This is a genomic window from Saccharopolyspora sp. NPDC050642 (assembly GCF_040654735.1).
Lineage (GTDB): Bacteria > Actinomycetota > Actinomycetes > Mycobacteriales > Pseudonocardiaceae > Saccharopolyspora > Saccharopolyspora elongata.
The window spans coordinates 37,347-61,181 of record NZ_JBFAIN010000047.1 but is presented as its reverse complement, the minus strand read 5'-3'; the positions used below and the strand labels follow the sequence as shown (position 1 = coordinate 61,181).

The following is a 23,835-nucleotide window of genomic DNA, read 5'->3' as shown; positions in this document are numbered from 1 at the left end:
GGCCAGGGCGGAGAGCCTGGACATGTCGCTGCCGGAGGGGTCGATCTCGGCGCGCGACCGGGTCAACTGCGACCTGGGCAACGGCTGGGCGGACGTCGCAATTTCAATGGAAATTGCGGACCACCGGCGTGTCACACCCCGACACGCCGACTCCTGTGGACAACTTCCGCAATTTCAATGGAAATCGGACCTTCGATTTCCATTGAAATTGCGGTTCAGCGGACCTCGGGAGCGCCGGTTCAGGTGTCTCGGCGGGTTCGGAACGAGGCGATCAGCATGACGATGCCGATCGCGACCGCGGACGCCGCGAGCAGCCACTGCACGTCGCCGCCGAAGCCGAGCAGCAGACCCCCGGCGATGACGATCGCGAGCAGGCCGCCGACCAGCGTGAACATGTCCGGTCCGCCGCGGTCGGTACGGCGGGTGATCTCTTCGTCAGCCACGGACGACCTCCACGTCTCCAGTGCCCACCACCAGGTCGAGCACGATGTGCCCACCGCCGGGTCCGTCCTCGCCCTGGTCCACGACCGTGCGCTCCGCCGACCGGCCGTCCGTCGAGTCGCCCAGGCACTGCACGCCGCCCAGCTCCGCCGCACACCGCGCGGTCACGTCCACGTCCGGCGGCAACTGCACGAGGATGTCGCCGAGCCCGACGTTGGCGCCGGTGTGCAGCTCCTGGCCGTCGGCGATCTTCAGGTCCCGCAGGTCCAGCTGGACCGATCCGGCCGATCGCTTGTAGAGCGGCTGGACGTTCTGGATCGCGGTGGGCCGGATCTCGTCGTCGCCGAGTTCGCCGCTGAGATCGCCGAGCGGCAGCGCCGCCAGCAGCATGGCCAGCCCGCCGACCGGGATCGCGGCCCCGATCAGCCCGCGGCCGCCGCGCAGGAACGCGCCGACGACCATGCCCACGCCCAGCACGGCGAGCGCGATGGCCAGCGCGGTGCTCATCGGCGCGCCCAGCGCGGTGGCGAGAGCGGCGGCGAACGCCGCGAGCCCCAGGGTCACGAAGCTGATCCAGCGCCGCGTCGGCTGCTTCTGCTCGGGCTCGTCCGGCTCGCTCGGCTCGGGCAGGTCCCACGCGAACGGCGCGGCGCCGAGCGGATCCCAGGCCGGCGGAGTCTGCCGCGGCGTGTCGTCCGGTGGCGGCGCGGTCGATGTCGTGCCGGGGTAGACCCAGGTGTTCGCAGCCACCGGAGCCGCCGGTTGCGGGCCGGTTTCGGGCGTCGGCCGGGGTGCCGCCGACGCGGCGCCGCGGTCGCTGTAGTTGTGATGCAGCAGGTAGAGCAGGGCGAGGCCGATCGCCAGGCCGAGGATCGACGGCGTGCTCACCAACCAGAGCACTCCCGGGATCAGCAGGAGCACGATCACCACGGCCAGCGTCGCGGACGTCGGCTCCCGGGTCGGTTCGGTCGAGCCCGGAACGGGATCGCCTTCCTTCGGGAACAGCAGCCATCCCAGCAGGTAGAGGACCAGCCCGGCGCCGCCGTAGAACGTGCCCAGGACGAAGGCGACGCGCACCAGGATCGGGTCGATGCCGTACCGCGCGCCGATCGCGGCGGACACGCCGCCCAGCTTGCCCCCGGTGCGCGGCCGCACCGGGCGGGTCTCCCAGAAGTCCCGCAAGGTGTCCTCGAAACCGGCGATGCCGGACCGCTTCGTACTGGTCATGGCAACCACTATCCGAGTCCGGCGCGGCCGGCGGCATCAGGGTCGCCCCTGAGGTAGCCCGGAAAGTCAGGGACCGTCCCCGATGCCCGCGTGCGCGCGTGCGTGTGACCATCGATGTCGTGAAAGCCCGGTACAAGCGGAAGCGGACCAGTGCGGCGGAAGCGGCGGCCGAACCGCCGACGATCCCGGCGGCGCGCCTGACGGCGGAGCACCGGCAGCAGCCCGCACCGTTCGCGCAGCTGCACCGGCGGCGCACCGGACGGCTCGTGGCCGGGGTGGCCGGTGGTGTCGCCGAGCACCTGAACCTGCCGGTGCTCTGGGTGCGCGGTGCCTTCGCCGCGCTCGCCGTGTGCGGTGGAGCGGGAATCATCGCTTACGCGATGCTCTGGGTGTTCGTCCCGCAGGGCACCGGCGCGGAGCAGCCGGTCTCGACCAAGGAACGCCAGCAGGGCTTCGGGATGATCCTGCTCGGCATCGGCGCGATGGTGGCGGTCGGCTCGCTGGTGGCGATGCCGACGTGGGTCGTCGCCCCGCTGCTGGTGGTGCTGATCGGCGCCGCCGTGGTCTGGCGGGAGGCCGACGAGTCGCAGCGCCGCCGGTGGCGGCAGGGCGCTCGGTCCGGGATGGTCGGCGGCGGCGGGCGGCCGGCGCTGGTGCGCATCCTCGCCGGCGCGGCGCTGGTGGTCGTGGGCATCGTGGTCTTCCTGGCCGGCACTTCCGACCCCTCGGACGTCCGCACCGGGCTGCTCGCGATGGTCGCCACGCTGATCGGCGTCGCGGTGCTGACCGTGCCGTGGTGGCTGCGCCTGGTCCGCGATCTCAACGTCGAGCGGGCGAGCCGGATCCGTTCGCAGGAACGCGCCGAGATAGCCGCGCACCTGCACGATTCCGTGCTGCAGACCCTTGCGCTGATCCAGAAGCAAGCCGAGTCCGAGCGCGAGGTGCGCCGCTTGGCGCGGGGCCAGGAACGCGAGCTGCGGAACTGGCTCTACGGCCCGGACGGCTACGGCTCCGATGGCACGGCGCCGACCGACGACGGGCCTGCCGCGCGGTTCGCCGCCGAGGTGGCCCGGATCTGCGGCGAGGTCGAGGACGTCTTCGCGGTCAAGGTCCAGCAGGTCGTGGTCGGCGACTGCGACCTCGACGAGCGCCTGACCGCGCAGCTCGCCGCGGCCCGCGAGGCGATCGTGAACGCCGCCAAGCACGCGGGCGTGGGGGAGGTCAGCGTCTACGCGGAGGTGGAGCCCGAGCAGGTGTCGGTGTACGTGCGGGACCGCGGCGCCGGGTTCGACCCGGAGCACGTGCCCGACGACCGGCACGGCCTCGCCGACTCGATCCACGGCCGCATGCAGCGGCACGGCGGCCGGGTCAAGGTGCGGACCTCGCCCGGCTCGGGCACCGAGGTGCAGATGGAAATGCCCAGGGCAGCGGCGTGAACTCGCGTACGCTGCGGGACGAACCCAGCGATGGAGGATGTTGATCGTGACCGGTGAAGCGACACCCGAGGTCAGCGAGTCCCGGCCGGTCCGGGTGTTCCTGGTCGACGACCACGCGTTGTTCCGCGCCGGGGTGCGCGCCGAGCTGGCGGCGGCCGCCGACCAGGTCGAGGTGGTCGGGGAGGCCGGATCCGTCGCCGAGGCGGTCGCCGGGATCGGCCACTACGCGCCCGAGGTGGTGCTGCTCGACGTGCACATGCCCGACGGCGGCGGCGCCGAGGTGCTCCGGCAGGTGCGCAGCAAGAACACCAGCGTGGTGTTCCTGGCGCTGTCCGTGTCGGACGCGGCGGAGGACGTGATAGCGGTGATCCGCGGCGGTGCGCGGGGCTACGTCACCAAGACCATCTCCGGGCGGGAGCTCGCGGACGCGATCGAGCGGGTGCGAGCCGGCGACGCCGTTTTCTCGCCGCGGCTGGCGGGTTTCGTGCTGGACGCGTTCTCGGAGGGCCCGAACTCGGCGCCGGTCGGCGACCCGGAGCTGGACCTGCTGACGCCGCGCGAACGCGAGGTGCTGCGGCTGCTGGCGCGCGGCTACGCGTACAAGGAGATCGCCTCCGAGCTGTTCATCTCGGTCAAGACGGTGGAGACGCACGTGTCCAGCGTGCTGCGCAAAACCCAGCTGTCGAACCGCTACGAGCTCTCCCGCTGGGCCTCAGACCGCCGCCTGGTGTGACTCGGTCGCGGACCAGGCGCGCATCGGCACGACGCCGGTGGCGCGCCCGGATTCCGCGAGCAGCCTGCCCATCCGCTTCACGGTCCGCAGGTTCACCAGCGTGTCGTGCACGACGAAGCTCGGGAAGTTCCGCGCCACCACCTGCTCGAACTGCTGGATCGCGCTGATCGAGGGCAGCCACACCGTGGCGAGGAGGTTGTGCTCGCCGGTGACCGTGGCGCACATCCGGACCGGTGCCAGGCCGGCGAATCCGGCCGCCACGCGATCCACGTTCTCCGCGGCGACGCGGCCGCGCACGGTCACGGTGACGGGCAGGCCGACCAGCGGCGCTGCCACCTCGCAGCGCAGGGAGAGCACGCGGGACCGCAGCATCGCGGTGGTGCGGCGGCGTGCCGTCGCCTGGCTGGTGCCGGCGTCGCGGGCCAGTTCCGCATAGGAGGCGCGGCCGTTCTCCGACAGCAGCCGCGCCAACCTCCGGTCGAGCGCGCTGAACGTGAACGCGGTGCCGGGCTGCTGGCGGTCGAGTCCCGGGTCCAGTGCCGCGTGCGCCGAAGCACCCAGCGCGTGCAGCCGCCAGTTCGCCCCCTCGCTGTAGAAGCGGGTGACCAGTGCCGTCGTCGTCGCGGTCAGGCCGGGAATCCGCTCGACCCGCCGGAGCAGGTAGTGGTTGAGCGCTTCGAGGTTCTGCGCCGCCACGGTGAGCATCAGGTCCTGCGCCCCGGCGGTGACCTCCACCGAGATGCAGCAGGAGTCGTGGGCCAGCGCCGCCGCGACCTCGTCCTTGGTGCCCGGCAGGCACCGGACGGTCACGAACGCGACGCAGTCGCCGTTGGCGGGCGCGGCGAAGTACGCGGTCGTCCAGGCGTCGCCGCTGCCGGACAGCCGTTCCCAGCGGCGGGCCACGGCATCAGCCGACCGGACGCCCAGCGAAGCGGCCACGGCGGACCACGGGGCCCGCGGCCAGACCTGGAGCGCGTTCACGAGTGCCAGGTCCGACTCGCTGAGCATGACCGATTTCCCCGCCACAGCCGGGAATCATGACGGATTCGCCAACTTTCGACAATGCCTGCGCCGCGTTCGCCGACCATGCCGCAAACCGCATGGAAGGAGTCGCGATGACCACCAGCGCAGATGCCGGGCGGACGCGGCACCGCCGCACCGCACCGCGACCCGGCTCGCCCAGGTCGAAGCAGAGGGGACTCCCGGGTAGGGGAGCGACGCCGTTCTCGCGCGAAAACGGCGCCCACCGATCCGCGCGCCCCCACTCCTCCGCCGGGAGGCGCCGGTGACCGCCTCCGCACCGCTGCCCACGGGCACCGAGCTCCTCGCGCGCCTGGACCGGCTCCCGGTCGGCAAGCCGCACCGCCGGCTGATGCTGCAGGGCGGCCTCGGCTACCTCTTCGAGTCCTACGACGCCGTGCTGCTCGGCTACGCCGCCTCGACCGTCGTCGCCCTGTGGAAGGTCGAGTCGGGGCTGGCCGGCTGGCTGCTGGCCTCGGTGTTCATCGGCTACCTGATCGGCGCGCTGGCCGCCGGGCTGCTCGCCGACCGCATCGGCCGCCGCCGCGTGCTGATGTACGCGCTGCTGGTCTACGTCGCGTTCACCCTCGTCGCGGCGACCGCGACCAGCCCGGGCGAGCTGATCCTGTGGCGGATCCTCAGCGGGATCGGGGTGGGCGCCGAGGCCACCATGATCGTGCCGTACATCTCGGAGTTCCTCCCGGCCCGCAACCGCGGCCGCAACATCGGCAACACGATGGTCTTCCTCGGATTCGGCTACATCCTGGCCGGGCTCACCGCGGTGACCGTGATCAGCCCGTCGCCGGAGCCGGGGTGGCGCATCGCGTGCGTGATCTGCGTGGCGCCGGTGCTCCTGCTGCTCTGGTGGCGCCGGACGCTGGTGGAGTCGCCGCGCTTCCTGATCAGCCAGGGCCGCATCGCCGAGGCCACCGAGATCGTCGAACGCTTCGAGCGGGAGATCGCCGCCCGGCAGGAACTGCCGCCGGTGCCGGAGGTCGTGGAACCGGCAGCGAAGCCCGCCCCGTCCAGGCGGAGCGCGATCCGGCAGTTCGCCGCGCTGTGGGCTCCCGGTCTGGCCGGGCGCACCGCCGTGGTGTGCGTCCTGTGGTTCGCCATCCAGGCGACGCACTACGGCTACGGCACCTGGCTGCCGACGCTCCTGGTGCTCAAGGGATTCACGATCTCCAAGAGCTTCGCCTTCGCCCTGGCCAGCGCGGTCGCCCAGGTGCCCGGCTACTACGTGGCCGCCGCCATCAGCGAACGCCTCGACCGCAAGTGGACGATCGTGGTCTTCCTGTGCTGCAGCATCGGCTGCGCGGCCGGGCTCGGCACCGCCACCGACGACGTGGCGATCTTCTGCTTCACCGTCGCCCTGTCGTTCTTCATGAACGGCGTCGCCGGCCCGCTGTACGCCTACACGTCCGAGATCTACCCGACCGCGACCCGCGCGACCGGCATGGGCCTGGCCAGCGCCACCGCCCGGGTCGGGGCCATCATGGCGCCGGTGGCGATCGGATACCTGTACGCGGACATCGGATTCGGCGGTGTTTTCGCGGTGCTGTGCGGGCTCCTGCTGCTCGGGGCCCTCGTCCTCGCCGTGGCGGGCCTGCGCACCGCCGGGCGCAGCCTGGAATCGCTGCACGCCCAGCCGGCGTCGCGGGCCCGCGACGACCAGCCGGCTTGACCGCAGGGGAGTTCCCGTTCCATCGGGAACTCCCCTGCGTCGGTCACTTCATCGGGTGGTTGCTGGCCAGTTCGGCGTAGAGCTGGGAACCGCGCAGCAGGGCGAGGCGGAACCGCGCCCAGGCGCTCAGCCGCCCGATCGGCGGGAGCTCGTCGGTGCGGGTGGTGGGCCGGGTGCGGAGCTGGTTCGACATCTCGTCCTCCTCGTTTTCGGATGCGACAACGGTTTTCGGGGTGGTGGAGCGGCGGGTCAGCGCCACGCCGAGCAGCACGATCGCCATGCCCAGCAGGACCCGCAGGCCCAGTTCTTCGCCGAGCAGCAACCAGCCGAGCAGCACGGACACGATCGGCATCAGGTAGGCCACGGTGGACGCCGTGGTCGCGCCCTCCTCGCCGATGATCCGGTAGTTGATCGCGAAGGCGAGGCCGGTGCCGAAGATGCCCAGCCCCGCGACCGCGAGCAGCGCGAGGGGATCCCAGCCCACCGGCCGCAGGCCGTCGAGCGGGAGCGCCAGCAGCGCGTAACCGGTGGCGGCGATCATCTGCATGGCCGCCAGGGTCAGCGGTGGCAGGCCGTGGTCCCCGGTCAGGTTCCGTCCGATGTAGACGTAGCCGATCCCGTAGCTGACCGCCGCGCCGAGGCAGGCCAGCACGCCCCAGCTGAGCAGGCTGCCGCCCTGCCAAGGCGCGAAGATCAGCAGCACGCCGAAGAATCCCAGCAGCAGACCGCCGAGCCGGGCCGGTGGCATCGCCTCGCGCCCGGCGAACAGCCCGAACAACACCGTCCACAGTGGTGTCGTCGCGTTCAGCACGCCGGTCAGGCCGGAGTCGACGGTCTGCTCGCCGAGGCCGAACAACACCCACGGCAGCGCGCTGCCGAACAGCGCGGCGACGGCGATGTGCCGCCACAGCTTGCGATCGCTGCTCAGCCGCAGGCCGCGCAGTGCGCACAGCGCGACGAGAACCGCGGCGCCCAGCACGATGCGGGTCAGCGCGATCTGGGTCGGGGACAGCGCCCCCAGGGCGAGCTTGATCAGCAGGAAGCTGGAGCCCCACAGCAGCGCAAGCACGCCCAGTCGCACGTAGTTGGTCGGGTTGTTCATGTCTTCTCCGGTCTCGCGGGGCGTGGTCGAAGTGGCAGCCCGCGGAGACGGTAGGTCTCCGAACCTTCGGCGACCGCCGAACCGATCTCCGCCTACTACGTTGCGCCCGCCGAGGTGTAAGCACAAGTGAAATAAAATCAACCGACGTTTCAGATCTGCTGTACTGTGGAGGCATGCTGGACGTACGCCGGATGCAGGTGCTGCGAGCCGTGGTCACGAGCGGCTCGGTGAGCGCGGCCGCGGCGAACCTCGGGTACACGCCGTCCGCGATCAGCCAACAGCTGTCCACGCTGGAGAAGGAGGCGGGCACGCCGCTGCTGGAGAAGGTCGGGCGCGGGCTGAAACCGACCCCGGCCGGCACCCTGCTGGCCGAGCGCGCCGGGCGGATCGCCGACCTGCTCAGCAGCACCGAGGCGGAGCTGGCCGACATCCGGGCCGGGCGCACCGGCCTGCTGCGGGTGCGGTTCTTCCACACCGCCAGCGTCGGGCTGATCCCGCCGGCGGTCGCCAAGTTCCGCGCCGAACACCCCGACGTGCAGCTGGACCTGCGGATGCAGGAGGTGGAGCTGGTCGACGACGTGGCCCGCGGCGAGGCCGACCTGGCGATCATCGTGGTGGGCCGCTCCGTGCCCGAGCGGCGCGGGGTGCGGTTCGTGCACCTCGCCGACGACCCGTACCGGGTGGTGCTGCCGAAGTCGCACCCGATGGCCGCCGAGGACTGCATCGACCTGGTCCGGCTGGCCGGCGAATCCTGGGTGAACAGCGCCGTGACCAGCGACGACATCTGTTCGAGGCTGCTCGGGGACGCCTACGACAGCGCCGGTTTCACGCCGAAGGTGGCGCTGGAGACCGACGGCAGCTACTCCGCCCAGGGCTTCGTGGCCGCCGGGCTGGGCGTCGCGCTGGTACCGCGGCTCGGGCTCGACATCGTGCACCCCGGCGTGGTGGTGCGGGCGGTGCGGAATCCGGAACCGGCGCGCCGCCTCTACGCGGCGGTCCGCGAAACGGTGGCCGACCTGCCGGCCACCCGCTCACTCCTGGCGACGCTGCACGAGGTCGCCAGCTGACCGGCGCGCCGCCCGGAACTCCCGGGCGGCGCCGATTCGGGTCAGCTGCGGCGGTCGGTGTTGATCAGCACGTCGCCGTCCGGTGTGGCCACCATGCCGAGCGCGTGCGTCTCGGTGATCTTGCTGTGGCCCCTGGTGAACTGCAGCGTGACGATCACGTTGGACCCGGACATCACCGGCTCGCCGATGATCTTCACGTCGTCGATGGTCTTCCAGAACCGCTCGTAGCCGTCCTTGCCCTGCGACTGCAGGCTCGGGCCCAGCAGCTCCCACGCCTGGTCCAGCTTCTTCGGCACCAGCGAGTAGTAGTCGCGCACCACGTTCACGACCTCCTCCTTGGACGGCTGCTCCGCGGAGTTCGACGTCGTCGGGCTGGTCGTGGTCGGCTTTGCGGACGTCGTCCGCGCGGCCGACGTGGTCGGCGTGGTGCTGGTCGGCTGGGTCTGCGGGGCGGACTGCGCCGAGGTGGCCGGGCCGGGCTGCTCCGGCGGAGCCCCGTCGCCGAAGGCGTTCGCGGCGAGCACCCCGACGAGCACCGCGACGATGATCGCCACCACCCACAGCGCCACCTGGCGGTAGTTGCGCCGCGTCGGCTCCGCCGCGTGCACCGCGGCGCCGACGCGCGTGGGCGGGTTGGCGCTCGGCGGCGGGCCCATCCGGTTGCCCGCCGGAGGCGTGCGCGGCGCTGCGGCGGTCGGCCGCTGCCAGCCCACGTTCGGCGAAGCGTTGGGGATCGGCCGCCCGTCGAGCACTGCCTGCAGCAGCTCGCGGGCCTGCGCCATGGTCGGCCGGTCGACCGGGTCCGGGCGCAGCAGCTGCATCAGCGCCGGGGTCATCGGACCGGCCTGCTGCGGCGGCTCGATCTGCCCGCGCGCCACCCGGTGCAGCAGGCTGATCGCGTTCTCGTCCACGCCGAACGGCGGCCCGCCCTCGATCGCCGCGTACAGCGTCGAGCCCAGCGAGAACACGTCGGACGCCGGCGCCGGGTCGCGGCCGAGCGCCACCTCCGGCGCCAGGTAGGCCGGGGTGCCGGCGAGGATGCCGCTCTTGGTGACCGCGACGTCGCCGATGGCACGCGAGATGCCGAAGTCGGTGATCTTCGCGATGTCGTTGTCGCCGAGCAGGATGTTGCCCGGCTTGAGGTCGCGGTGCACGATGCCAGCCATGTGCGCGGCGGCCAGCGCCCCGGCCACCTGCACGCCGATCCTGGCCACCTGCAGCGGCGGCAGCACGCCCTGCTCGTCGATGACCGACGCGAGGCTTCGCGACGGGAGGTACTCCATGACCAGGACCGGTTGGCCCTCGTCCTCTGCGACGTCGAACACGACGATCGCGTTCTGGTGCTGCAATCGGGCGGCGATGCGGCCTTCGCGCATCGCCCGCTGACGGGCTTCCTCGGTTTCCTCGGGGGTGTAGCCGGCCTGAAGCAGCAGCTGCTTCACCGCGACCGTGCGGTGCAGGCGTTCGTCAACGGCCTGCCACACCACGCCCATGGCGCCGCTGCCGATCTGCTGCTGCAAGCGGTACCGGCCCGCGATCAAACGACCTTCGGCGCTCACCGGTGTCTCCTGGTACTGGCTGAGCCTGCTTGGACAGTACTGACCGGACCCCCGTGGCCAGCTTTCACTCGACGGTGTTCAACGTTACTGGGCGTCCCGCACGCGGCCGCACCCTGGGCCCGCCCGAGCCCGGACACGCACGTGGCCGGGGTGCTCACCTCGCGGTGAACGCCCCGGCCAGCGCGGGTTCGAGACCGGATCTCGTTATTCCTCGGCGCCGCCGGTCGGCTCGGTCGTCGGCTCGTCCTGCGTGTCCGAGGGCGGAGTCGTCCTCGTCGTCGGCCTCGGCTTCGACGTCTGGGTCGGTTCCTGCGTCTGCGTCGTCGGCCTCGACGTCGTCGTCGGCGCGTTGGTCCTCGTCGACGGCGAGTTGGTCCGCGTGTTGGTCGGCTCCTGCTCGGAGGTGGTCTCCGCCACCGGCGGCGGCGGGAGAGGGTTCATCTCCGAGGTCGTCGGGTTCCCGGTGGGCTCCGGCGGCTTCTGGCTGTTCATCAGCGCCGAGGTCACCAGGACCGCGATCACCGCGACGGCCACCAGCGCGATGCCCGAGATCACCACGGGCCGCTTGCTCTTGCGCGGCTTCTCGTAGATCGCCGCATCGCCGCGGGTGTCGGAACCCATGTACGAGGTGGCGTCCTCGTACGACTGCTCCGAGTAGGGCTCTTCCTCGTAGTACGCGACGGTGGTGCCCTGCGAGCCGACGACGCTGGTCGGGGCCATTTCGGGCTGGCTGGACTCCGGAGCCAGCGCGGGCGGGATCGGCGCCGCCATGGTCGGGATCGACGTCACCGAGCCGCCGTCGGCGACCGACTGCAGCATGTCCCGGACCTGCGGCATGTCCGGCCGGTCCTCGACGCGGGCGGCCATCATCGCCATCAGCGGCTGCGCCATCGGGCCGGCCTGCCGGGGCGGTTCGATCTTCCCGGCCGCCACCGCGTGCAGCAGCGCGAGGGTGTTCTCGTTGAGCCCGAACGGCGGGTGGCCCTCGATCGCCGCGTACAGCGTGGCGCCGAGCGAGAACACGTCGGACGCGGGCGTCGGCTCCTGGCCCATCGCCACGTCGGGCGAGAGGTAGGCGGGCGTGCCCGCGAGCATCCCGGTCTTGGTGACCTGCACGTCGCCCTGGGCCCGCGAGATGCCGAAGTCGGTGATCTTCACCTGACCGTTGTCGCCGAGCAGGATGTTGCCGGGCTTGATGTCGCGGTGCACGACACCGGCGGCGTGCGCCGCACCCAGCGCCGAGGCGACCTGCGCGCCGATCCGCGCCACCTCGCGCGGCGGGAGCGGCCCGTGATCGGACATCATCCCGGCCAGGCTGACGGAGGGCAGGTACTCCATGACCAGGACCGGCTGACCCTCGTCCTCGGCCACGTCGTAGACCGAGATCGCGTTCGGGTGCTGGAGTCGGGCCGCGATCCGGCCTTCCCGCATTGCCCGCTGCCGCGCTTCCTCGGCCTCACCCGGATCCAATCCGGGCTGCAGCAACAACTGCTTGACCGCGACCGTGCGGTGCAGGCGTTCGTCGACACACTCCCACACCACGCCCATCGCGCCACTGCCGATGCGTCGCTGCACTCGGTAGCGTCCGGCGACCAGGCGACCTTCGTCGCTCACCGACGTCTCCCCGTACTGCTATCGATGCCCAGCAGGCACCGCGAATCCCGGGGATAATGGTCCCGGGTACGGCCCCACCGAACATCGGCGGATTTGGCGGACCGGCTCCGGCCCTCCGACATGTACACGTTCTCCTCGCGGTCCGGGCTCGCCGAACGTCTCGAACCCAACCGCGATACGGGAGCCTAGCCGACGCCAGGTCGGAGTAGGCCCGAAGTCGAAAGATCCGTGCAACCGGATCCGACGGTACGCCGGCACTCCCGCGCGGTCGGCCTAACCGGATTCTCCTCACAGTCGTTTCCGCTGGTGATGTCGGTCTTGTGGGGCCGCGGGCGACGTCCCGAGCGGGCGGCACGCCGGTTGCGCCGGGCAACGATATCGGTGCGTCCGGTTCATCCCGGTACGGCGGCGGGCGTTTCAGGGGGACTCGGGTCGTTGCCGCATTGTTGTGCGCGGCCGGTCACGGTTCATCGGGGCGCGATGTGCCGGGCACCGAGCAGTTCGGCCCCGACGATCCGCGGGGAGGCGTCGGATTCGACGGTGAGCAGCTGGCGCAGCACCACCCGGTGCCCGTCCGGGTAGCGGGCCTTGACTTCGGCCAGCACCACCCCGGCCGAGGAGGTCCGAACCTGCAGCTGCGTCGATTCGACCGCCTGCCAGGCGCCGACCAGCGCCGCCTGCTGCCCGGCGAGCAGCTCCGGCGCCGCCAGCGAAACGGCCGAGCCCGGGTCGTGGTCCAGGCGGCGGTAGAACTCGTCGACCAGGTTGAGCGCCGATTCGTGGCTGCCGGCCGCGGGGTTCGCGGTGCCCTGCTCCGCGGCTTCCGGCGCATCGTCGGCCCCGCCGAAACCGGCCGCCGCGGCGAAACCGCCGTTGGCGTCGAACGGCCAGTCGGCCGCCCGGACCAGATCCGGGCGCAGCGCCAGCACACCGGTGATCGGGGCGGCGGAGGAGACCGGACGCGGCGCGGCGGCAGGCTGCGCGACGAGCCTCGCGCCGATCGCGGCGGCCGCGAGCAGCAGCAGGGTGCCCAGCACGCCGAAGGCGATCCGGCTGCGCAGCGGGGGTGCGTCGGCAGCGGGGTCGGGCGCCTTGAGCAGCTCGTCGGCGATCCGCTCGTGCTCCGGTGACAGCGGCTCGCGCTTGATCAACTCGGCCACGGTGACCGCGCCCGCACCGCCGCGCCGCCTGCTGGTCGAAGGATGTTGCTGCACTCGCTCGCCTGCCCTCATGAGTTCGCCGTAGAACTCGTACCGCGCCGACGTCCGGATCGCGAAAGGCTTACCGCCGAGTTCACCGGAAGGGGCGTGCGCGAGGACTCGAACGGAGCAGCGGATCACGAGCAGTGATCAGGCGATCCGCTCGTCGGAGGTGATCAGCGGCTCGTCCTCCATCGTGTACCGCAGCTCCCGGCGCTGCGTCTGCACCGTGCCGTCCGCCATCGTCAGCCGGACGGTGTGCAGCGTGCTGGTCGGGGTCGCGTAGCTCTCGACGACCTCGACCGACTTGGCGCCCGAATACCTCGCGGCGAACGCCTCGTAGCCCTCGGCGTGCAGCGACCCGGTGGTCAACGCGTATGCGCTTCGCAGGTCGCCGCGGCCGATCGCGGCGTAGTACTCCTCGCCGCGCCGCTTGACCGGCCCGGTGTCGGCGAACAGCAGCTTCGGCCGCTCCGACGTCCGCGTCGGGCTGGGCGTCGTCGGGGTGGTGCTGGAGGTCGGCAGGCCGGGAGCGCCTGGGGCGGAGCTGCCGATCGGGTTCGGGTGGAACGGGATGCCCCCCGGCGTGGCCATCGGCGGCGATGGCTGCAGGGGAGGTAACGGCTGCACCGAACCCGTCGCCCGCACCGCCTCGGGCCGGGTCGGGTCGCCGGTCAGGTAGTACGGATCCGTCGGCGGCACCGCCGGGTACTCCCCGCGGGGCATGCTCGGCAGCTCCAAGCCCTCGATGGTCGTCGACCCGTCGGCCAGCAGCGTGGTGGCGAACACCAGCCCGCCCAGCGCGGCGGCCGACGAGGCGATCGCGAACCAGGCCGCCTGCCGCCAGGTCCGCGGCGGGGTGACCGACGCCGGGACCATGCCCAGGTCGAACTTGTGCAGCCCGCCCACCGGCATGGTGTCGACCAGCGGGTCGGTCGTCAGCCGCGCGCCGAGCGCGTGCGCCGGCCGGCGCGGGCGGACCGCCGGTGTCCACGACACCGGGGCCCCGACCCGGTGCCGGCCGTGCGCGGGCGGTTCCGGCGTCGGCGGCCAGTCGAGCTGGCCGCTCCAGCCGAGGGTTCTGCCGCTGTGCATCGGAGATCTCGACTTTCTGCGACTCGCGGGGAGTTCACGACGTGTCGACAACGTGGAATGCCTCGGCGAGCCGGCCGGCCATGCCGTGCCGCTCGGCCGTTCGTGCCAGGTGTCGCCGGATCATGCCCTGGAGGTCGTCGAGGTGCGCGGTCTGCGACCGGTGCGCGGCCAGTGCCGCGAGCTTCGCGTCGAAGTGATCGGTGATGTCGACCGCGTGGTTGATCCGCTCTTCGGGTGACTCCGACATCCACAGCTCGCGCACCGTCCACGGCTCCAGCCCTTCCCGCAGCAGCTCGGGGTGGGCGAAACCGTTGCGCGCGTCCGGGTAGATCGCGGCCAGGGTCGCCTCGCCGACGGCCCGGTGGTCCGGGTGCGACGTCGGGAGGTGCGCCCAGTTGATCTCCGGGGAGTGGCTGATGACCCGGTGCGGGCGGACCTCGCGGATCACCTTGGTGATGTCCCGGCGCAGCTGCAGGTCCGCGACGACCTGCCCGTCCCGATAGCCGAGGAAGCGCACGTCGGAGACGCCGACGGCGGCCGCGGCGGCCCGCTGCTCGTCCTGCCGGATGCGCGGCATGTCCTCGCGCGGGGTGTCGTCGAAGCCGCCGGCGTCACCCGCGGTGCACACGCAGTAGGTGACCTGCACGCCGTCGGCGACCCAGGACGCGACGGTGCCCGCCGACCCGAAGTCCACGTCGTCGGGGTGTGCGGTGACCACCAGGGCGCGGAGTGTCGAGGACGTTTCCGGCGACGTGGTCATGGTCACAGCCTAAGGGGCGGGCGCAATGACTCCGGTGTGGGGTCGCTCAATCACGCGAGGTAACAAAAGAGGCCTTTCGGTGCGAATGAGTACACCGAAAGGCCCAATGTTGATCTGGCATATGACTGCTCAGCGTGCTGAGCGCCCGATCAGAACTGCCCGTTGCGGAACTTGCTCTGCGTCGACTGCAGAGCCTTGAGCGAGGCGACGCCGCCACCGCCGCCGAGGATCATCGCGAAGATGTCCGCCCCGGCCGAGTCGCCGGAGCTGATCAGCAGCGCCAGCAGCGTCACGCCCAGTCCGACACCGGCGATCGGGAACCGCTTCCGGGCGAAGTCCACGGCGGGCTGGCCGCCGGCGCGCTTCTTCGCGGCCGACGTCAGCATCGCGAGGTAGCCCGCGTGTCCGGCGGCGACGAGCACCCCGGCCAGCGTCACGAGAAAGGCCACAAGAGCAAGAACACCCATGACCACAGTCTGCCTTGTTTCCGCCGTGCCCGGTATGGGTGATATCCCGGATATGCCGCGCGCGGGTCGCGGGTGGGTGGAATCCCGGGGGCTCCGGGGTGCCGCTGGAAGATCCGCCGAATGCACTACTGCGAAAAACGCCCGGTCAGCCGCACTGCCGCGGCGGCCGGTGGAAAAGGTTGTGATTTGGCCCTGGATTGAGACCGGACTCACGCCTTAGGTTCTCAGGCTATGAGCGATCGGTTGGCCGGGTCGGTTGGTGCGAGCTCTGCGCGATCCAGCACCAACGGCCTGGATCTGGGGGACAAGCGAGCACTCGTCACGGGTGCGGCGAGCGGGATCGGCGCGGCGGTGGCCCGCCGGCTGGCGGCGGCCGGCGCAGAGGTCATCGCCGTGGACCGGGCGGCCAAGGTCGAGGACATCGCGGCAGAGATCGACGCCGAGGCCAGGATCGTCGACCTGGCCGATCTCGACGCCGCCGCGGCGCTCGGCGACCGGGTGGACATCGTCGTCAACAACGCCGGCTTCCAGCACGTCGCGCCGATCCACCGGTTCCCCACCGACACCTTCAGCACGATGCTGCGGGTGATGGTGGAGGCGCCGTTCCGGATCGTGCGCGCCGCGCTGCCGGGCATGTACGACCGCGGCTGGGGGCGGATCGTCAACATCTCGTCCGTGCACGGGCTGCGCGCGTCGCCGTTCAAGAGCGCCTACGTGACCGCGAAGCACGCGATCGAAGGGCTGTCCAAGGCGACCGCGCTGGAAGGTGCCCCGCACGGGGTGACCTCCAACTGCGTCTGCCCGGGCTTCGCGCGGACTCCGCTGGTGGAGCGCCAGATCGCCGACCAGGCGGAACTCCTGCGGGTGCCGGAGGACCAGGTCCTCGAAGACGTGCTGCTGGCCCGCACGCCGATCAAACGCCTGGTGGAGCCGGCGGAGGTCGCCGAGCTGGCGGTGTGGTTGTGCGGCCCGGGCACCACGTCGATCACCGGGGCGTCGTTCCCGATCGACGGCGGCTGGACCTCGCACTGAGCTCTTCCCGTCGTGCTGGTGGGCGGCCCTGGGCTGCCCACCAGCACGTTCGCCGTCGGAAACGGGACTGGGAACGGTCGCGTCAGTGACCGAGGCGGCCGCGACCCAGGCGCAGCAGGATCATCGCGAGCTCGCGGCCCTCCGGGCCGAGTTCCCGGTAGCGGGCGAGCACGTCCATCTCGCGGTTGTAGACGATGCGCGGTCCGCCGGCCGCCATGCGGGCCTGGCCGACCTGTCGGGAGACCTCGGCGCGGCGCTTGACCAGGCGCAGGATCTCGGCGTCCAGGTAGTCGATCTCGTCGCGGAAGTTGCTGATGGCCTCCGCGGCGGCCTGCGTGGCCGAGGCGGGCTCGGACTTCGGCTGGTCACCGTCCACAGTGGCGTTCATCGGGCGTTTTCCTCCGGATTCGGCCCCGTCCCCGGCCCCCGGAACGCGCGAACGCCCCGAGTCCGAGGACCCCGGGGCGTCGTAGTGGTTTTTGAGCTCACGCAGCTACGGGCGCCGGAGTCCCGGGCCCGTAGAAAAACTCGTAGGTCTGCGTTCGCACGCGACCAGTCTGCCACAGCCGGTATCGGCCTGGCCATGAGGTGGGCCCATCATCCCAACGGGTGGACCATGGCGGTTATCGATCACCAGTTCGAGTTATTCGGTGGAAATGTGCCGGGAGCAGCGCGGATCTTGGAGTCATGACGACCGAATCCGCTGCAGGCCAGCGTCCCGACCAGCACTCCGGCCATGACTCCCGGCGGCGTCCGCGCCGGCCCGTTCCGCCGCCCTCCGCGTGGACTGCCGACGCGCGCTGCGGATCACGAAGATGCCCGCCGCAAGGCCGCCGGCGCAGGTCAGCGCGAGCACCGTCCAGCCGTAGCCGACCGCCCGGGCGGCCTCGCCGAGCGCCACCGCGACGATGGTCTGCACCGCCGACCACAGCGCGCCGGCGGCCGCCGAGAGCACCAGAAAACGGCGGTACGGCAGCCGCAGCGTGCCGACCACCGCCGGGACCACGGCGTGCACCACGGCGACGAATCGCGTCGTGATCAGCGCGCGCCCGCCGGTGTCGTGCACGACCGCCTCGGCGGCCTGCCAGCGGCGCGCGCCGATCTTGCGCCCGACCCACGTGTTGCGGAGCCCGGGGCCGATCAGGCGGCCCAGCCAGTAGCCCCCGCTCTGCCCGATGACGTTGCCCAGCACGGCCGCGCCGAACAGCGCCGGCGCCCACCGGGCGCCGAGGACGGCGATGGTGAGCAGCAGCGTCGCCTCGCCGGGGATCAGCAAACCGATGAAGAGGGAGGTTTCCAATGACAGCAGGACCAGCGCCAGCAGCACGCACAGCCACGGGTTCAGCGTCGCCGCCCATGCGATGAACTCCCGGATCGCGGCATCGATCTGGCTGATCAGCTCCATGGGGCGGGCCCGTTCCGTTTCCGTGGCGGTTTCGGCGGTCGGAACTCACCTTCCAGGCCGGCGTTGCGCGGGGGATCGGGGTAAGTCCCGGGGCGGTCCCTGAGTTTCGCGGCCGGGGATTGGGCCGGAGCTGTGCCGGGCACGCCGTCGGTGGGCCGGATTCGGGCCCCGGGCCTCGGGTGTCGGTGTCCGAACCGTCCGGCGAGCCGATCCGCGCGTCCGGTTCGGGCACCGGGATTCGGGTTTTGTCCGGGCACGCCGGTAACGTGGAGCAACGATGAGCACCCCACTCGACCTCCAGTGGCAGAGCGATCTTCCGCAGCACGGATCGCCGCAGTCGGACGAATCCGGGCGCGCCTCGCGGTCCGGCCCGGATCCGGACGCCCTGCTCAACGGCCTGAACCCGCAGCAGCGCGACGCGGTGGTGCACACCGGCTCGCCGCTGCTCGTGGTGGCCGGCGCCGGGTCGGGCAAGACGCGGGTGCTGACCAACCGGATCGCCTACCTGCTCGCGGGTGGCGTGCACCCGGGCCAGATCATGGCGATCACCTTCACCAACAAGGCCGCGGCCGAGATGAAGGAACGCGTCGTCGATCTGGTGGGTCGGCGGGCCAACGTGATGTGGGTTTCGACGTTCCACTCCATGTGCGTCCGGGTGCTGCGCCGCGAGGCCAAGAACCTGGGGCTGTCGTCCAACTTCTCGATCTACGACTCGGACGACTCCCGGCGGCTGATCACCATGATCGCGCGGGAGCAGGACCTGGACTCCAAGCGCTATCCGGCGCGCACGCTCGCGGTGCACATCTCGAACCTGAAGAACGAGCTGCTGACCCCGGAGGCCGCCGCCGAGCAGGCGGGCAACGACATGGAGCGCAAGGTCGCCCAGGTCTACGCGGGCTACCAGCGCCGGCTGGTCGAGTCCAACGCGATGGACTTCGACGACCTGATCATGCGCACGGTGGAGCTGCTGCAGGACCACCCGGCGGTCGCGGAGTACTACCGGCGGCGCTTCCGGCACGTGCTGGTCGACGAGTACCAGGACACCAACCACGCGCAGTACGTGCTGGTGCGCGAGCTGGTCGGCACCGGGACGACCGACGGCGGCGTCGAGCCGGCGGAGCTGTGCGTGGTCGGTGACGCCGACCAGTCGATCTACGCCTTCCGGGGCGCGACGATCCGCAACATCGAGGAGTTCGAGCGCGACTACCCGCAGGCCAGGACGATCCTGCTGGAGCAGAACTACCGCTCCACGCAGACGATCCTGTCCGCGGCCAACGCGGTGATCCGGCGCAACCCGAACCGGCGCGACAAGCGGCTGTGGAGCGATGCCGGGGACGGCGAGCGGATCGTCGGCTACGTCGCGGACAACGAGCACGACGAGGGTGCGTTCGTCGCCGGTGAGATCGATCGGCTGGTGGACGAGGGCGACGCGACGTTCAACGACATCGCGGTGTTCTACCGGACGAACAACCAGTCCCGGGTGTTCGAGGAGGTGTTCATCCGGCTGGGCCTGCCGTACCGGGTGGTCGGCGGCGTCCGCTTCTACGAGCGCCGCGAGGTCCGGGACGCGCTGGCCTACCTGCGAGTGCTGGACAACCCGGACGACACGGTCAGCCTGCGCCGCATCCTCAACGTGCCCAAGCGCGGCATCGGAGACCGGGCGGAGGCCGTGGTCGCCGTGCACGCCGAGCAGGAGCGGATCTCGTTCGCCGCCGCGCTGCGGAAGGCGGCGGCCGGCCAGGTTCCGCTGCTCAACACGCGGGCCCGGAACGCCATCGCGGGCTTCGTGGCGCTGCTCGACGAGCTCCAGGCGGTCGCGGCGGAGTCCGATGTCGCCGAGATCCTCGAGAAGGTGCTGGAAAGCACCGGCTACCGCGCCGAACTGGAAGCCAGCGACGATCCGCAGGACGCGACGCGGGTGGAGAACCTGACCGAGCTCGTGACGGTCGCGCGGGAGTTCACCGAGACCCTGGCGGGAGCGCCGGTCGGCGAGTCCGCGGCCGAGGTCGATCCGTCGGCCGAGGCGGTCGTCTCGGAGGCGGTGCCGGCGGCGGAGGACGCCGAGGAGGCGGCGCTGGGGCTGCCCGCGGACGACTCGCTGTCGGCGTTCCTGGAGCGCGTCTCGCTGGTGGCGGACGCGGATTCGCTGCCGGAGTCCGGGGACGGGGTGGTCACCCTGATGACCCTGCACACCGCGAAGGGCCTGGAGTTCCCGGTGGTGTTCTGCACCGGCTGGGAGGACGGCGTGTTCCCGCACTCGCGGGCGCTCGGCGACCCGGCCGAGCTGGCGGAGGAACGGCGGCTGGCGTACGTGGGCATCACCCGTGCCCGGCAGCGGCTGTACCTGTCACGGGCGCTCATGCGCTCGGCGTGGGGACAGCCGATGACGAACCCGGCGTCCCGGTTCCTCACCGAGATCCCGGACGAGCTGATGCACTGGCGTCGGATCGAACCGGAGCGAGCCGCCCCGCAGGTGCGCAGCACCTGGGGCAGCCGCGGCGGTTTCGACCGCACCGGGTCGGATTCCGCCCAGGCCGGGCTGGCGGAGCGCGGCATGCGCAGCACCGGTATGAAGGGCTGGAAGGACACGGTCGCCATCAAGCTGGCGGCCGGCGACCGGGTCACCCACGACAAGTACGGCCTGGGCACGGTGCTGTCCACCGAGGGCGAGGGGCCGCGGGCCACCGCGACGATCGACTTCGGCAGCTCCGGCACGGTTCGCCTGATGCTGATCGGCAGCGTGCCGATCAGCAAGCTCTGACCCGGTGAGCGGCTCGGTGTCCTAAATGGACAATGCTTGGGGTGCGGTGGAATACCCGGCGGCCGGCCGAGGTTTGGTACTGCGGTAGCAGGAAGCACAACCTCGTGAGGTGCGTCGTGAGCGAAACCCGGGCAGTCGTGGACGAGTTCTACCGCCGACTGGGCGACGGCGAGATCGGCTCGTTGGCCGACCTCTTCGCCGACCGCATCGAGTGGGACATCTACGGTGCGGACGACGTGCCCTGGACCGGGCGGCGAGCCACGCGGGCGGAAGCGGCGGAGTTCTTCGCGTCGCTGCACACGCATCTCCAGCCGGAGGAGTTCGCGGTGGAGCGCATCCTCGTGGACGGGGCGGACGCGGTCGTCCTTGGCCGCATGCGGCAGATCGTCAAGGCGACCGGCAGGCCGTTCGTGTCACCCTTCGCCTTCCACTTCACGGTGGAAGGCGGGAAGATCACCCGCTACGTCACGTACGAGGACAGCCTGGCCCTGGCTCGCGCCTTCGGAGCCTCCTGAACCTCCAAGCGGCGCGGGGTGGCACCGGACTCGGCGGCGCCCGCGATCGAAATCGCTGGGCGTGGTGTCTGCCAGGGGCTGGTCAGGGAATCGCGCCGCTGGCGGAGTCGAGGCTGGCGACGGTGTCCCGGATGCGGGCCCGCAGCCACTGGTGGGCCGCGTCCGCGTCGTTGCGGGGATGCCACGCCATGCCCACCTCCAGCCCCGGGAGGTCCAGCGGCACCTCGAAGGTGTGCAGGCCGAGTCGTCGCGCCGCGGATTCCGTTGTCAGGCAGACGAGATCGGTCTCCCTCGCCAGCAGCAGTGCGGCGGTGTGGCTGGGCAGCACGACCGCGACTCGCCGCTGGATCCCCAGCTTGGCCAATCGCTCGTCCACCGGCCCCCGCGCGTGACCGCGCCGCGAAACGCTGATGTGCTCGGACGCGCCGAATCGCTGCGGTGTGACCCGGCCGCGAGCCAGCGGATGCTCGGAGCGAACCGCGCCGACCAACCGCAGCGACGTCAACGGCGCCGTGCAGGTCTCGGGATCGAGGTGCTTGAGCACCCCGAGTTCGACATCGATCAGGCCGTCGCGCAGGGCGCGGGTGTCCTCGACGGCTTCGGAGGCGAACCGCAGCGTCACTCCCGGCGCGTCGTTCCCCGCCGCCGCGAGCAGTCCGGGCGTCAGCGCGTCGATCAGGAGATCGCTCGTCTGCAAGGTGAAGGTGCGGGACAGCGAGGCGGGGTCGAACGCCGCGCCGCGGCTGAGCAGCGTGCGCGATTGCTCGATGACGGAATGCACGTCGTCGCGCATCGCTGCGGCGAACGGCGTCATGACCATGCTCTGACCGGCGCGCACCAGGATCGGATCGTGCAGGATGCGGCGGATCCGGCCGAGCGTCCGGCTCATGGCTGCGGGCGAGGTCTGCAGCTGTTCCGCGGCGCGCGTCACGCTTTGCTCGTGCAGCAGCGCGTCCAGTGCCACCAGCAGGTTCAAGTCCATTGTGGACACTCAGAACTCCATTATGACGTCGGTCACATCTGTCGCGAAGAGTGTTGGCCACCAGCAGTATTGCGCGCGGGGCAAGTATTGCGTGCCGGCTTTGCCATCGCGGCAACGGTTTGTCCGGCCCAAGGTGGAGATGATCCCGCACCGGCGGGAACCTTTCGACCTGAGGAGAACCGGCCATGCAGACCGGCGACGTGCTGGCAGTGGTCAGCCAGAGCGGCCCCACCGTGAGCTTCTACGACGCGATCACCCACCAGCCGCTCGAAACCCTCGAAATGCCTGCGGAACCGCACGAGCTCTGCTTCGATCCCGAGCACCGAGTCCTTTACTGCACGATCGCCTACCGCTCGGGCTACTACGACGAGAACACCGGCCGGGCTCACGAGGTGGTGGTCATCGACGCCGATGCGCGCGAGATCGTCGAGGTCGTGGACCTCTCACCGGAGCATGGCCCGCACGGCCTGGCGCTGGACGCCGAGAACCGGCGGCTGTACGTCAGCGTCGAGGCCGGGCCCGCCGGGCGGGGCGGCGTGGTCGTGCTCGACACGAAGACCCGCAAGCCGATCGGCCGCATCGACACCGAGGCGCCGGGCCCGCACTGGTTCGTGATCACGCCGGACGGGCGTCGCGGCTACGCGAGCAACAAGGAGGCCCCGTTCGTCTCCGCGGTCGACCTGGAAGCCGGCCGGCTGCTGCGCCAGGTGCCGGTCGCGGGCAGCGAAGGAATCGCCGTCACCCCTGACGGCAAGCACGTTTGCGTGGCCACGCCGAAGGCCGGGGCCCCCGACGTCCCGACCGCCATCGAGGTGATCGACACCGAGACCAACGACATCGTCCGCACGATCCGCACCGAGGAGCCCGTGCTCGCGGTCCACATCACCAGCACCGGCACGCTGCTCGTCGGCGGGCTCCGGTTCGACGGTGACCCGGCCCTCATCCAGCAGCAAGCCGGGCGGCTGCTGAGCTACGCGCCGGGCACCTACGAGCCGCTCGGCAGCGTCGAGGTCGGCAGCTTCCCGCTCACCATCACGTCCTCGCCCGACGGCACGCGCGCCTACGTGTCCGCCGTGATGTCCTCGACGGTCTCCGTCGTCGACCTCGAAACCCAGAGCACGCTGGCGACCCTGCCGATCGAACGGCGTGGCGAGCCCGGCGCGCACGGCCTCGCCTACATCCCGGCCGGGCGGGGGTGCTTGGGTTCGTAGAGCCCGATTTCGGCGCCGCTGGGCAGGCGGAGCGCGGTGAGCAGTCCCCAGCCCTCGTTGCTGACCGGGCGGGTTATCTCGACGCCGCTCTCCTGCAGCTCACCGATGGTGACGGCGATGTCGTCGCACATCAGGTAGAGCTCGCAGGTGGGCTCGCCGTGGGTGGGATGGGTGGCGAGTTCCGCGGGCGGCAGCCCGAAGATAAGCCACCCGTCCCCGGCGTCGACGGCGTCGAACCCGAGCACGTCGCGGAGGAACGCCCGGTCCCGTTCGGCGTCCCGGCTGAACAGCAGCAAGTGCGCGCCGTTGATCATCGCAACCACCTCCTGGCGAAACCGTGCCACGGCAGCGGGCGGCCCGCCGTTCCACGCAAGCCCGGGCGGGACGTGCGCTGCCGTACGACACCGGAGCAGCCGCCGAGAGCTCGTGGATTTCGTGATCGCCGACGAGCTCGGTGGCGGGAACTCGATGCCACCAGGTTTCCCGCTGAGGACGCCAGGCAACCGACCGGCGCGCGGGGTCGGA

The 23,835-nt window shown here is 71.3% G+C and carries 22 protein-coding genes; 8 read left to right on the top strand and 14 right to left on the bottom strand.

Annotated elements, in window-relative coordinates; all coding sequences use genetic code 11:
• Nucleotides 1–239: 239 nt before the first annotated feature.
• Nucleotides 240–443 carry a hypothetical protein gene (locus AB0H93_RS39110; RefSeq protein ID WP_358580727.1) on the bottom strand — a complete coding sequence of 68 codons (204 nt, stop codon included), beginning with the start codon at nt 441–443 and terminating at the stop codon, nt 240–242.
• On the bottom strand, nt 436–1,668 hold the full coding sequence (locus tag AB0H93_RS39105; protein ID WP_358580725.1) for a PspC domain-containing protein: 1,233 nt from the start codon (nt 1,666–1,668) through the stop codon (nt 436–438). Before AB0H93_RS39105 ends, AB0H93_RS39110 begins: the two co-directional genes overlap by 8 nt.
• Nucleotides 1,669–1,850: 182 nt before the next feature.
• Here AB0H93_RS39105 and AB0H93_RS39100 point away from each other — a divergent pair, with 182 nt between their 5' ends.
• Together AB0H93_RS39100 and AB0H93_RS39095 are read left to right on the top strand one after the other, a co-directional pair.
• On the top strand, nt 1,851–3,104 hold the full coding sequence (locus AB0H93_RS39100) for a PspC domain-containing protein (protein WP_358580731.1): 1,254 nt from the start codon (nt 1,851–1,853) through the stop codon (nt 3,102–3,104).
• Between the two features lie 37 nt (nt 3,105–3,141).
• Nucleotides 3,142–3,837, top strand: coding sequence for a response regulator transcription factor (locus tag AB0H93_RS39095; RefSeq protein WP_358306789.1), 696 nt, complete (start codon nt 3,142–3,144; stop codon nt 3,835–3,837).
• Here the strand turns inward: AB0H93_RS39095 and AB0H93_RS39090 are convergent.
• Entirely contained in the window at nt 3,817–4,845 is a 1,029-nt protein-coding gene (locus AB0H93_RS39090; protein WP_358580723.1) for an Lrp/AsnC family transcriptional regulator, read from the bottom strand. The genes AB0H93_RS39095 and AB0H93_RS39090 overlap by 21 nt on opposite strands.
• A gap of 277 nt (nt 4,846–5,122) precedes the next feature.
• Between AB0H93_RS39090 and AB0H93_RS39085 the strand changes: the two genes are divergently transcribed.
• Nucleotides 5,123–6,541, top strand: coding sequence for an MFS transporter (locus tag AB0H93_RS39085; RefSeq protein ID WP_358580721.1), 1,419 nt, complete (start codon nt 5,123–5,125; stop codon nt 6,539–6,541).
• 43 nt (nt 6,542–6,584) lie between these two features.
• Here AB0H93_RS39085 and AB0H93_RS39080 read toward each other — a convergent pair whose 3' ends face one another.
• Nucleotides 6,585–7,643 (bottom strand): DMT family transporter, encoded by a 1,059-nt coding sequence (locus AB0H93_RS39080; protein ID WP_358580719.1) that lies wholly within the window; start codon nt 7,641–7,643, stop codon nt 6,585–6,587.
• Between the two features lie 173 nt (nt 7,644–7,816).
• Between AB0H93_RS39080 and AB0H93_RS39075 the strand changes: the two genes are divergently transcribed.
• The gene (locus AB0H93_RS39075) at nt 7,817–8,710 is read left to right on the top strand and encodes a LysR family transcriptional regulator (RefSeq protein WP_358580716.1); all 894 of its coding nucleotides are present in this window, start codon (nt 7,817–7,819) and stop codon (nt 8,708–8,710) included.
• A gap of 41 nt (nt 8,711–8,751) precedes the next feature.
• Here the strand turns inward: AB0H93_RS39075 and AB0H93_RS39070 are convergent, their stop codons facing one another.
• The 6 genes from AB0H93_RS39070 to AB0H93_RS39045 all read right to left on the bottom strand — a co-directional run bounded on the left by AB0H93_RS39070 (nt 8,752) and on the right by AB0H93_RS39045 (nt 15,404).
• Nucleotides 8,752–10,269, bottom strand: a complete 1,518-nt coding sequence (locus AB0H93_RS39070; RefSeq protein WP_358580714.1) for a protein kinase — start codon at nt 10,267–10,269, stop codon at nt 8,752–8,754.
• Nucleotides 10,270–10,473: 204 nt separating this feature from the next.
• Nucleotides 10,474–11,883, bottom strand: coding sequence for a serine/threonine-protein kinase (locus AB0H93_RS39065; protein ID WP_358580712.1), 1,410 nt, complete (start codon nt 11,881–11,883; stop codon nt 10,474–10,476).
• A gap of 467 nt (nt 11,884–12,350) precedes the next feature.
• The gene (locus AB0H93_RS39060; protein WP_358580709.1) at nt 12,351–13,097 is read right to left on the bottom strand and encodes a hypothetical protein; all 747 of its coding nucleotides are present in this window, start codon (nt 13,095–13,097) and stop codon (nt 12,351–12,353) included.
• 135 nt (nt 13,098–13,232) lie between these two features.
• Nucleotides 13,233–14,177 carry a hypothetical protein gene (locus tag AB0H93_RS39055; protein WP_358580707.1) on the bottom strand — a complete coding sequence of 315 codons (945 nt, stop codon included), beginning with the start codon at nt 14,175–14,177 and terminating at the stop codon, nt 13,233–13,235.
• Nucleotides 14,178–14,211: 34 nt separating this feature from the next.
• Nucleotides 14,212–14,937, bottom strand: a complete 726-nt coding sequence (locus AB0H93_RS39050; RefSeq protein ID WP_358580704.1) for a PIG-L deacetylase family protein — start codon at nt 14,935–14,937, stop codon at nt 14,212–14,214.
• 149 nt (nt 14,938–15,086) lie between these two features.
• A complete protein-coding gene (locus AB0H93_RS39045; RefSeq protein ID WP_132486407.1) occupies nt 15,087–15,404 on the bottom strand; it encodes a hypothetical protein in 318 nt (105 codons plus the stop codon).
• 231 nt (nt 15,405–15,635) lie between these two features.
• On the opposite strand from AB0H93_RS39045, the gene AB0H93_RS39040 reads away from it, so the two are divergent.
• Nucleotides 15,636–16,436: a 3-hydroxybutyrate dehydrogenase gene (locus AB0H93_RS39040; RefSeq protein WP_358580702.1), complete on the top strand. Its 801-nt coding sequence runs from the start codon at nt 15,636–15,638 to the stop codon at nt 16,434–16,436.
• Nucleotides 16,437–16,518: 82 nt separating this feature from the next.
• Here the strand turns inward: AB0H93_RS39040 and AB0H93_RS39035 are convergent, their stop codons facing one another.
• A complete protein-coding gene (locus AB0H93_RS39035; protein WP_358580699.1) occupies nt 16,519–16,824 on the bottom strand; it encodes a chorismate mutase in 306 nt (101 codons plus the stop codon).
• A 297-nt stretch (nt 16,825–17,121) separates the two neighbouring features.
• Nucleotides 17,122–17,841: a VTT domain-containing protein gene (locus tag AB0H93_RS39030; RefSeq protein ID WP_358580697.1), complete on the bottom strand. Its 720-nt coding sequence runs from the start codon at nt 17,839–17,841 to the stop codon at nt 17,122–17,124.
• A gap of 277 nt (nt 17,842–18,118) precedes the next feature.
• Here AB0H93_RS39030 and AB0H93_RS39025 point away from each other — a divergent pair, with 277 nt between their 5' ends.
• Both AB0H93_RS39025 and AB0H93_RS39020 read left to right on the top strand, forming a co-directional pair.
• Nucleotides 18,119–20,602 carry a UvrD-helicase domain-containing protein gene (locus tag AB0H93_RS39025; protein WP_358580694.1) on the top strand — a complete coding sequence of 828 codons (2,484 nt, stop codon included), beginning with the start codon at nt 18,119–18,121 and terminating at the stop codon, nt 20,600–20,602.
• A gap of 116 nt (nt 20,603–20,718) precedes the next feature.
• Entirely contained in the window at nt 20,719–21,117 is a 399-nt protein-coding gene (locus AB0H93_RS39020; protein ID WP_358306804.1) for a nuclear transport factor 2 family protein, read from the top strand.
• Between the two features lie 82 nt (nt 21,118–21,199).
• Here the strand turns inward: AB0H93_RS39020 and AB0H93_RS39015 are convergent, their stop codons facing one another.
• Entirely contained in the window at nt 21,200–22,099 is a 900-nt protein-coding gene (locus tag AB0H93_RS39015) for a LysR family transcriptional regulator (protein WP_358580729.1), read from the bottom strand.
• 185 nt (nt 22,100–22,284) lie between these two features.
• Here AB0H93_RS39015 and AB0H93_RS39010 point away from each other — a divergent pair, with 185 nt between their 5' ends.
• Nucleotides 22,285–23,310, top strand: a complete 1,026-nt coding sequence (locus AB0H93_RS39010) for a YncE family protein (protein ID WP_358580692.1) — start codon at nt 22,285–22,287, stop codon at nt 23,308–23,310.
• Here AB0H93_RS39010 and AB0H93_RS39005 read toward each other — a convergent pair.
• Complete coding sequence (locus tag AB0H93_RS39005) at nt 23,274–23,624, bottom strand: VOC family protein (RefSeq protein WP_358306807.1); 351 nt, start codon at nt 23,622–23,624, stop codon at nt 23,274–23,276. The two genes, AB0H93_RS39010 and AB0H93_RS39005, sit on opposite strands and share 37 nt — an antisense overlap.
• Nucleotides 23,625–23,835 lie beyond the last annotated feature (211 nt).

Bases quoted from the DNA above. Each gene is read 5' to 3' on its own strand.
- AB0H93_RS39105 (WP_358580725.1), bottom strand. From the start codon at position 1,668: ATGACCAGTACGAAGCGGTCCGGCATCGCCGGTTTCGAGGACACCTTG.
- AB0H93_RS39095 (WP_358306789.1), top strand. From the start codon at position 3,142: ATGTTGATCGTGACCGGTGAAGCGACACCCGAGGTCAGCGAGTCCCGG.
- AB0H93_RS39090 (WP_358580723.1), bottom strand. From the start codon at position 4,845: ATGCTCAGCGAGTCGGACCTGGCACTCGTGAACGCGCTCCAGGTCTGG.
- AB0H93_RS39080 (WP_358580719.1), bottom strand. From the start codon at position 7,643: ATGAACAACCCGACCAACTACGTGCGACTGGGCGTGCTTGCGCTGCTG.
- AB0H93_RS39075 (WP_358580716.1), top strand. From the start codon at position 7,817: ATGCTGGACGTACGCCGGATGCAGGTGCTGCGAGCCGTGGTCACGAGC.
- AB0H93_RS39055 (WP_358580707.1), bottom strand. From the start codon at position 14,177: ATGCACAGCGGCAGAACCCTCGGCTGGAGCGGCCAGCTCGACTGGCCG.
- AB0H93_RS39050 (WP_358580704.1), bottom strand. From the start codon at position 14,937: ATGACCACGTCGCCGGAAACGTCCTCGACACTCCGCGCCCTGGTGGTC.
- AB0H93_RS39045 (WP_132486407.1), bottom strand. From the start codon at position 15,404: ATGGGTGTTCTTGCTCTTGTGGCCTTTCTCGTGACGCTGGCCGGGGTG.
- AB0H93_RS39040 (WP_358580702.1), top strand. From the start codon at position 15,636: ATGAGCGATCGGTTGGCCGGGTCGGTTGGTGCGAGCTCTGCGCGATCC.
- AB0H93_RS39035 (WP_358580699.1), bottom strand. From the start codon at position 16,824: ATGAACGCCACTGTGGACGGTGACCAGCCGAAGTCCGAGCCCGCCTCG.
- AB0H93_RS39030 (WP_358580697.1), bottom strand. From the start codon at position 17,841: ATGGAGCTGATCAGCCAGATCGATGCCGCGATCCGGGAGTTCATCGCA.
- AB0H93_RS39025 (WP_358580694.1), top strand. From the start codon at position 18,119: ATGAGCACCCCACTCGACCTCCAGTGGCAGAGCGATCTTCCGCAGCAC.
- AB0H93_RS39015 (WP_358580729.1), bottom strand. From the start codon at position 22,099: ATGGACTTGAACCTGCTGGTGGCACTGGACGCGCTGCTGCACGAGCAA.
- AB0H93_RS39010 (WP_358580692.1), top strand. From the start codon at position 22,285: ATGCAGACCGGCGACGTGCTGGCAGTGGTCAGCCAGAGCGGCCCCACC.
- AB0H93_RS39005 (WP_358306807.1), bottom strand. From the start codon at position 23,624: ATGATCAACGGCGCGCACTTGCTGCTGTTCAGCCGGGACGCCGAACGG.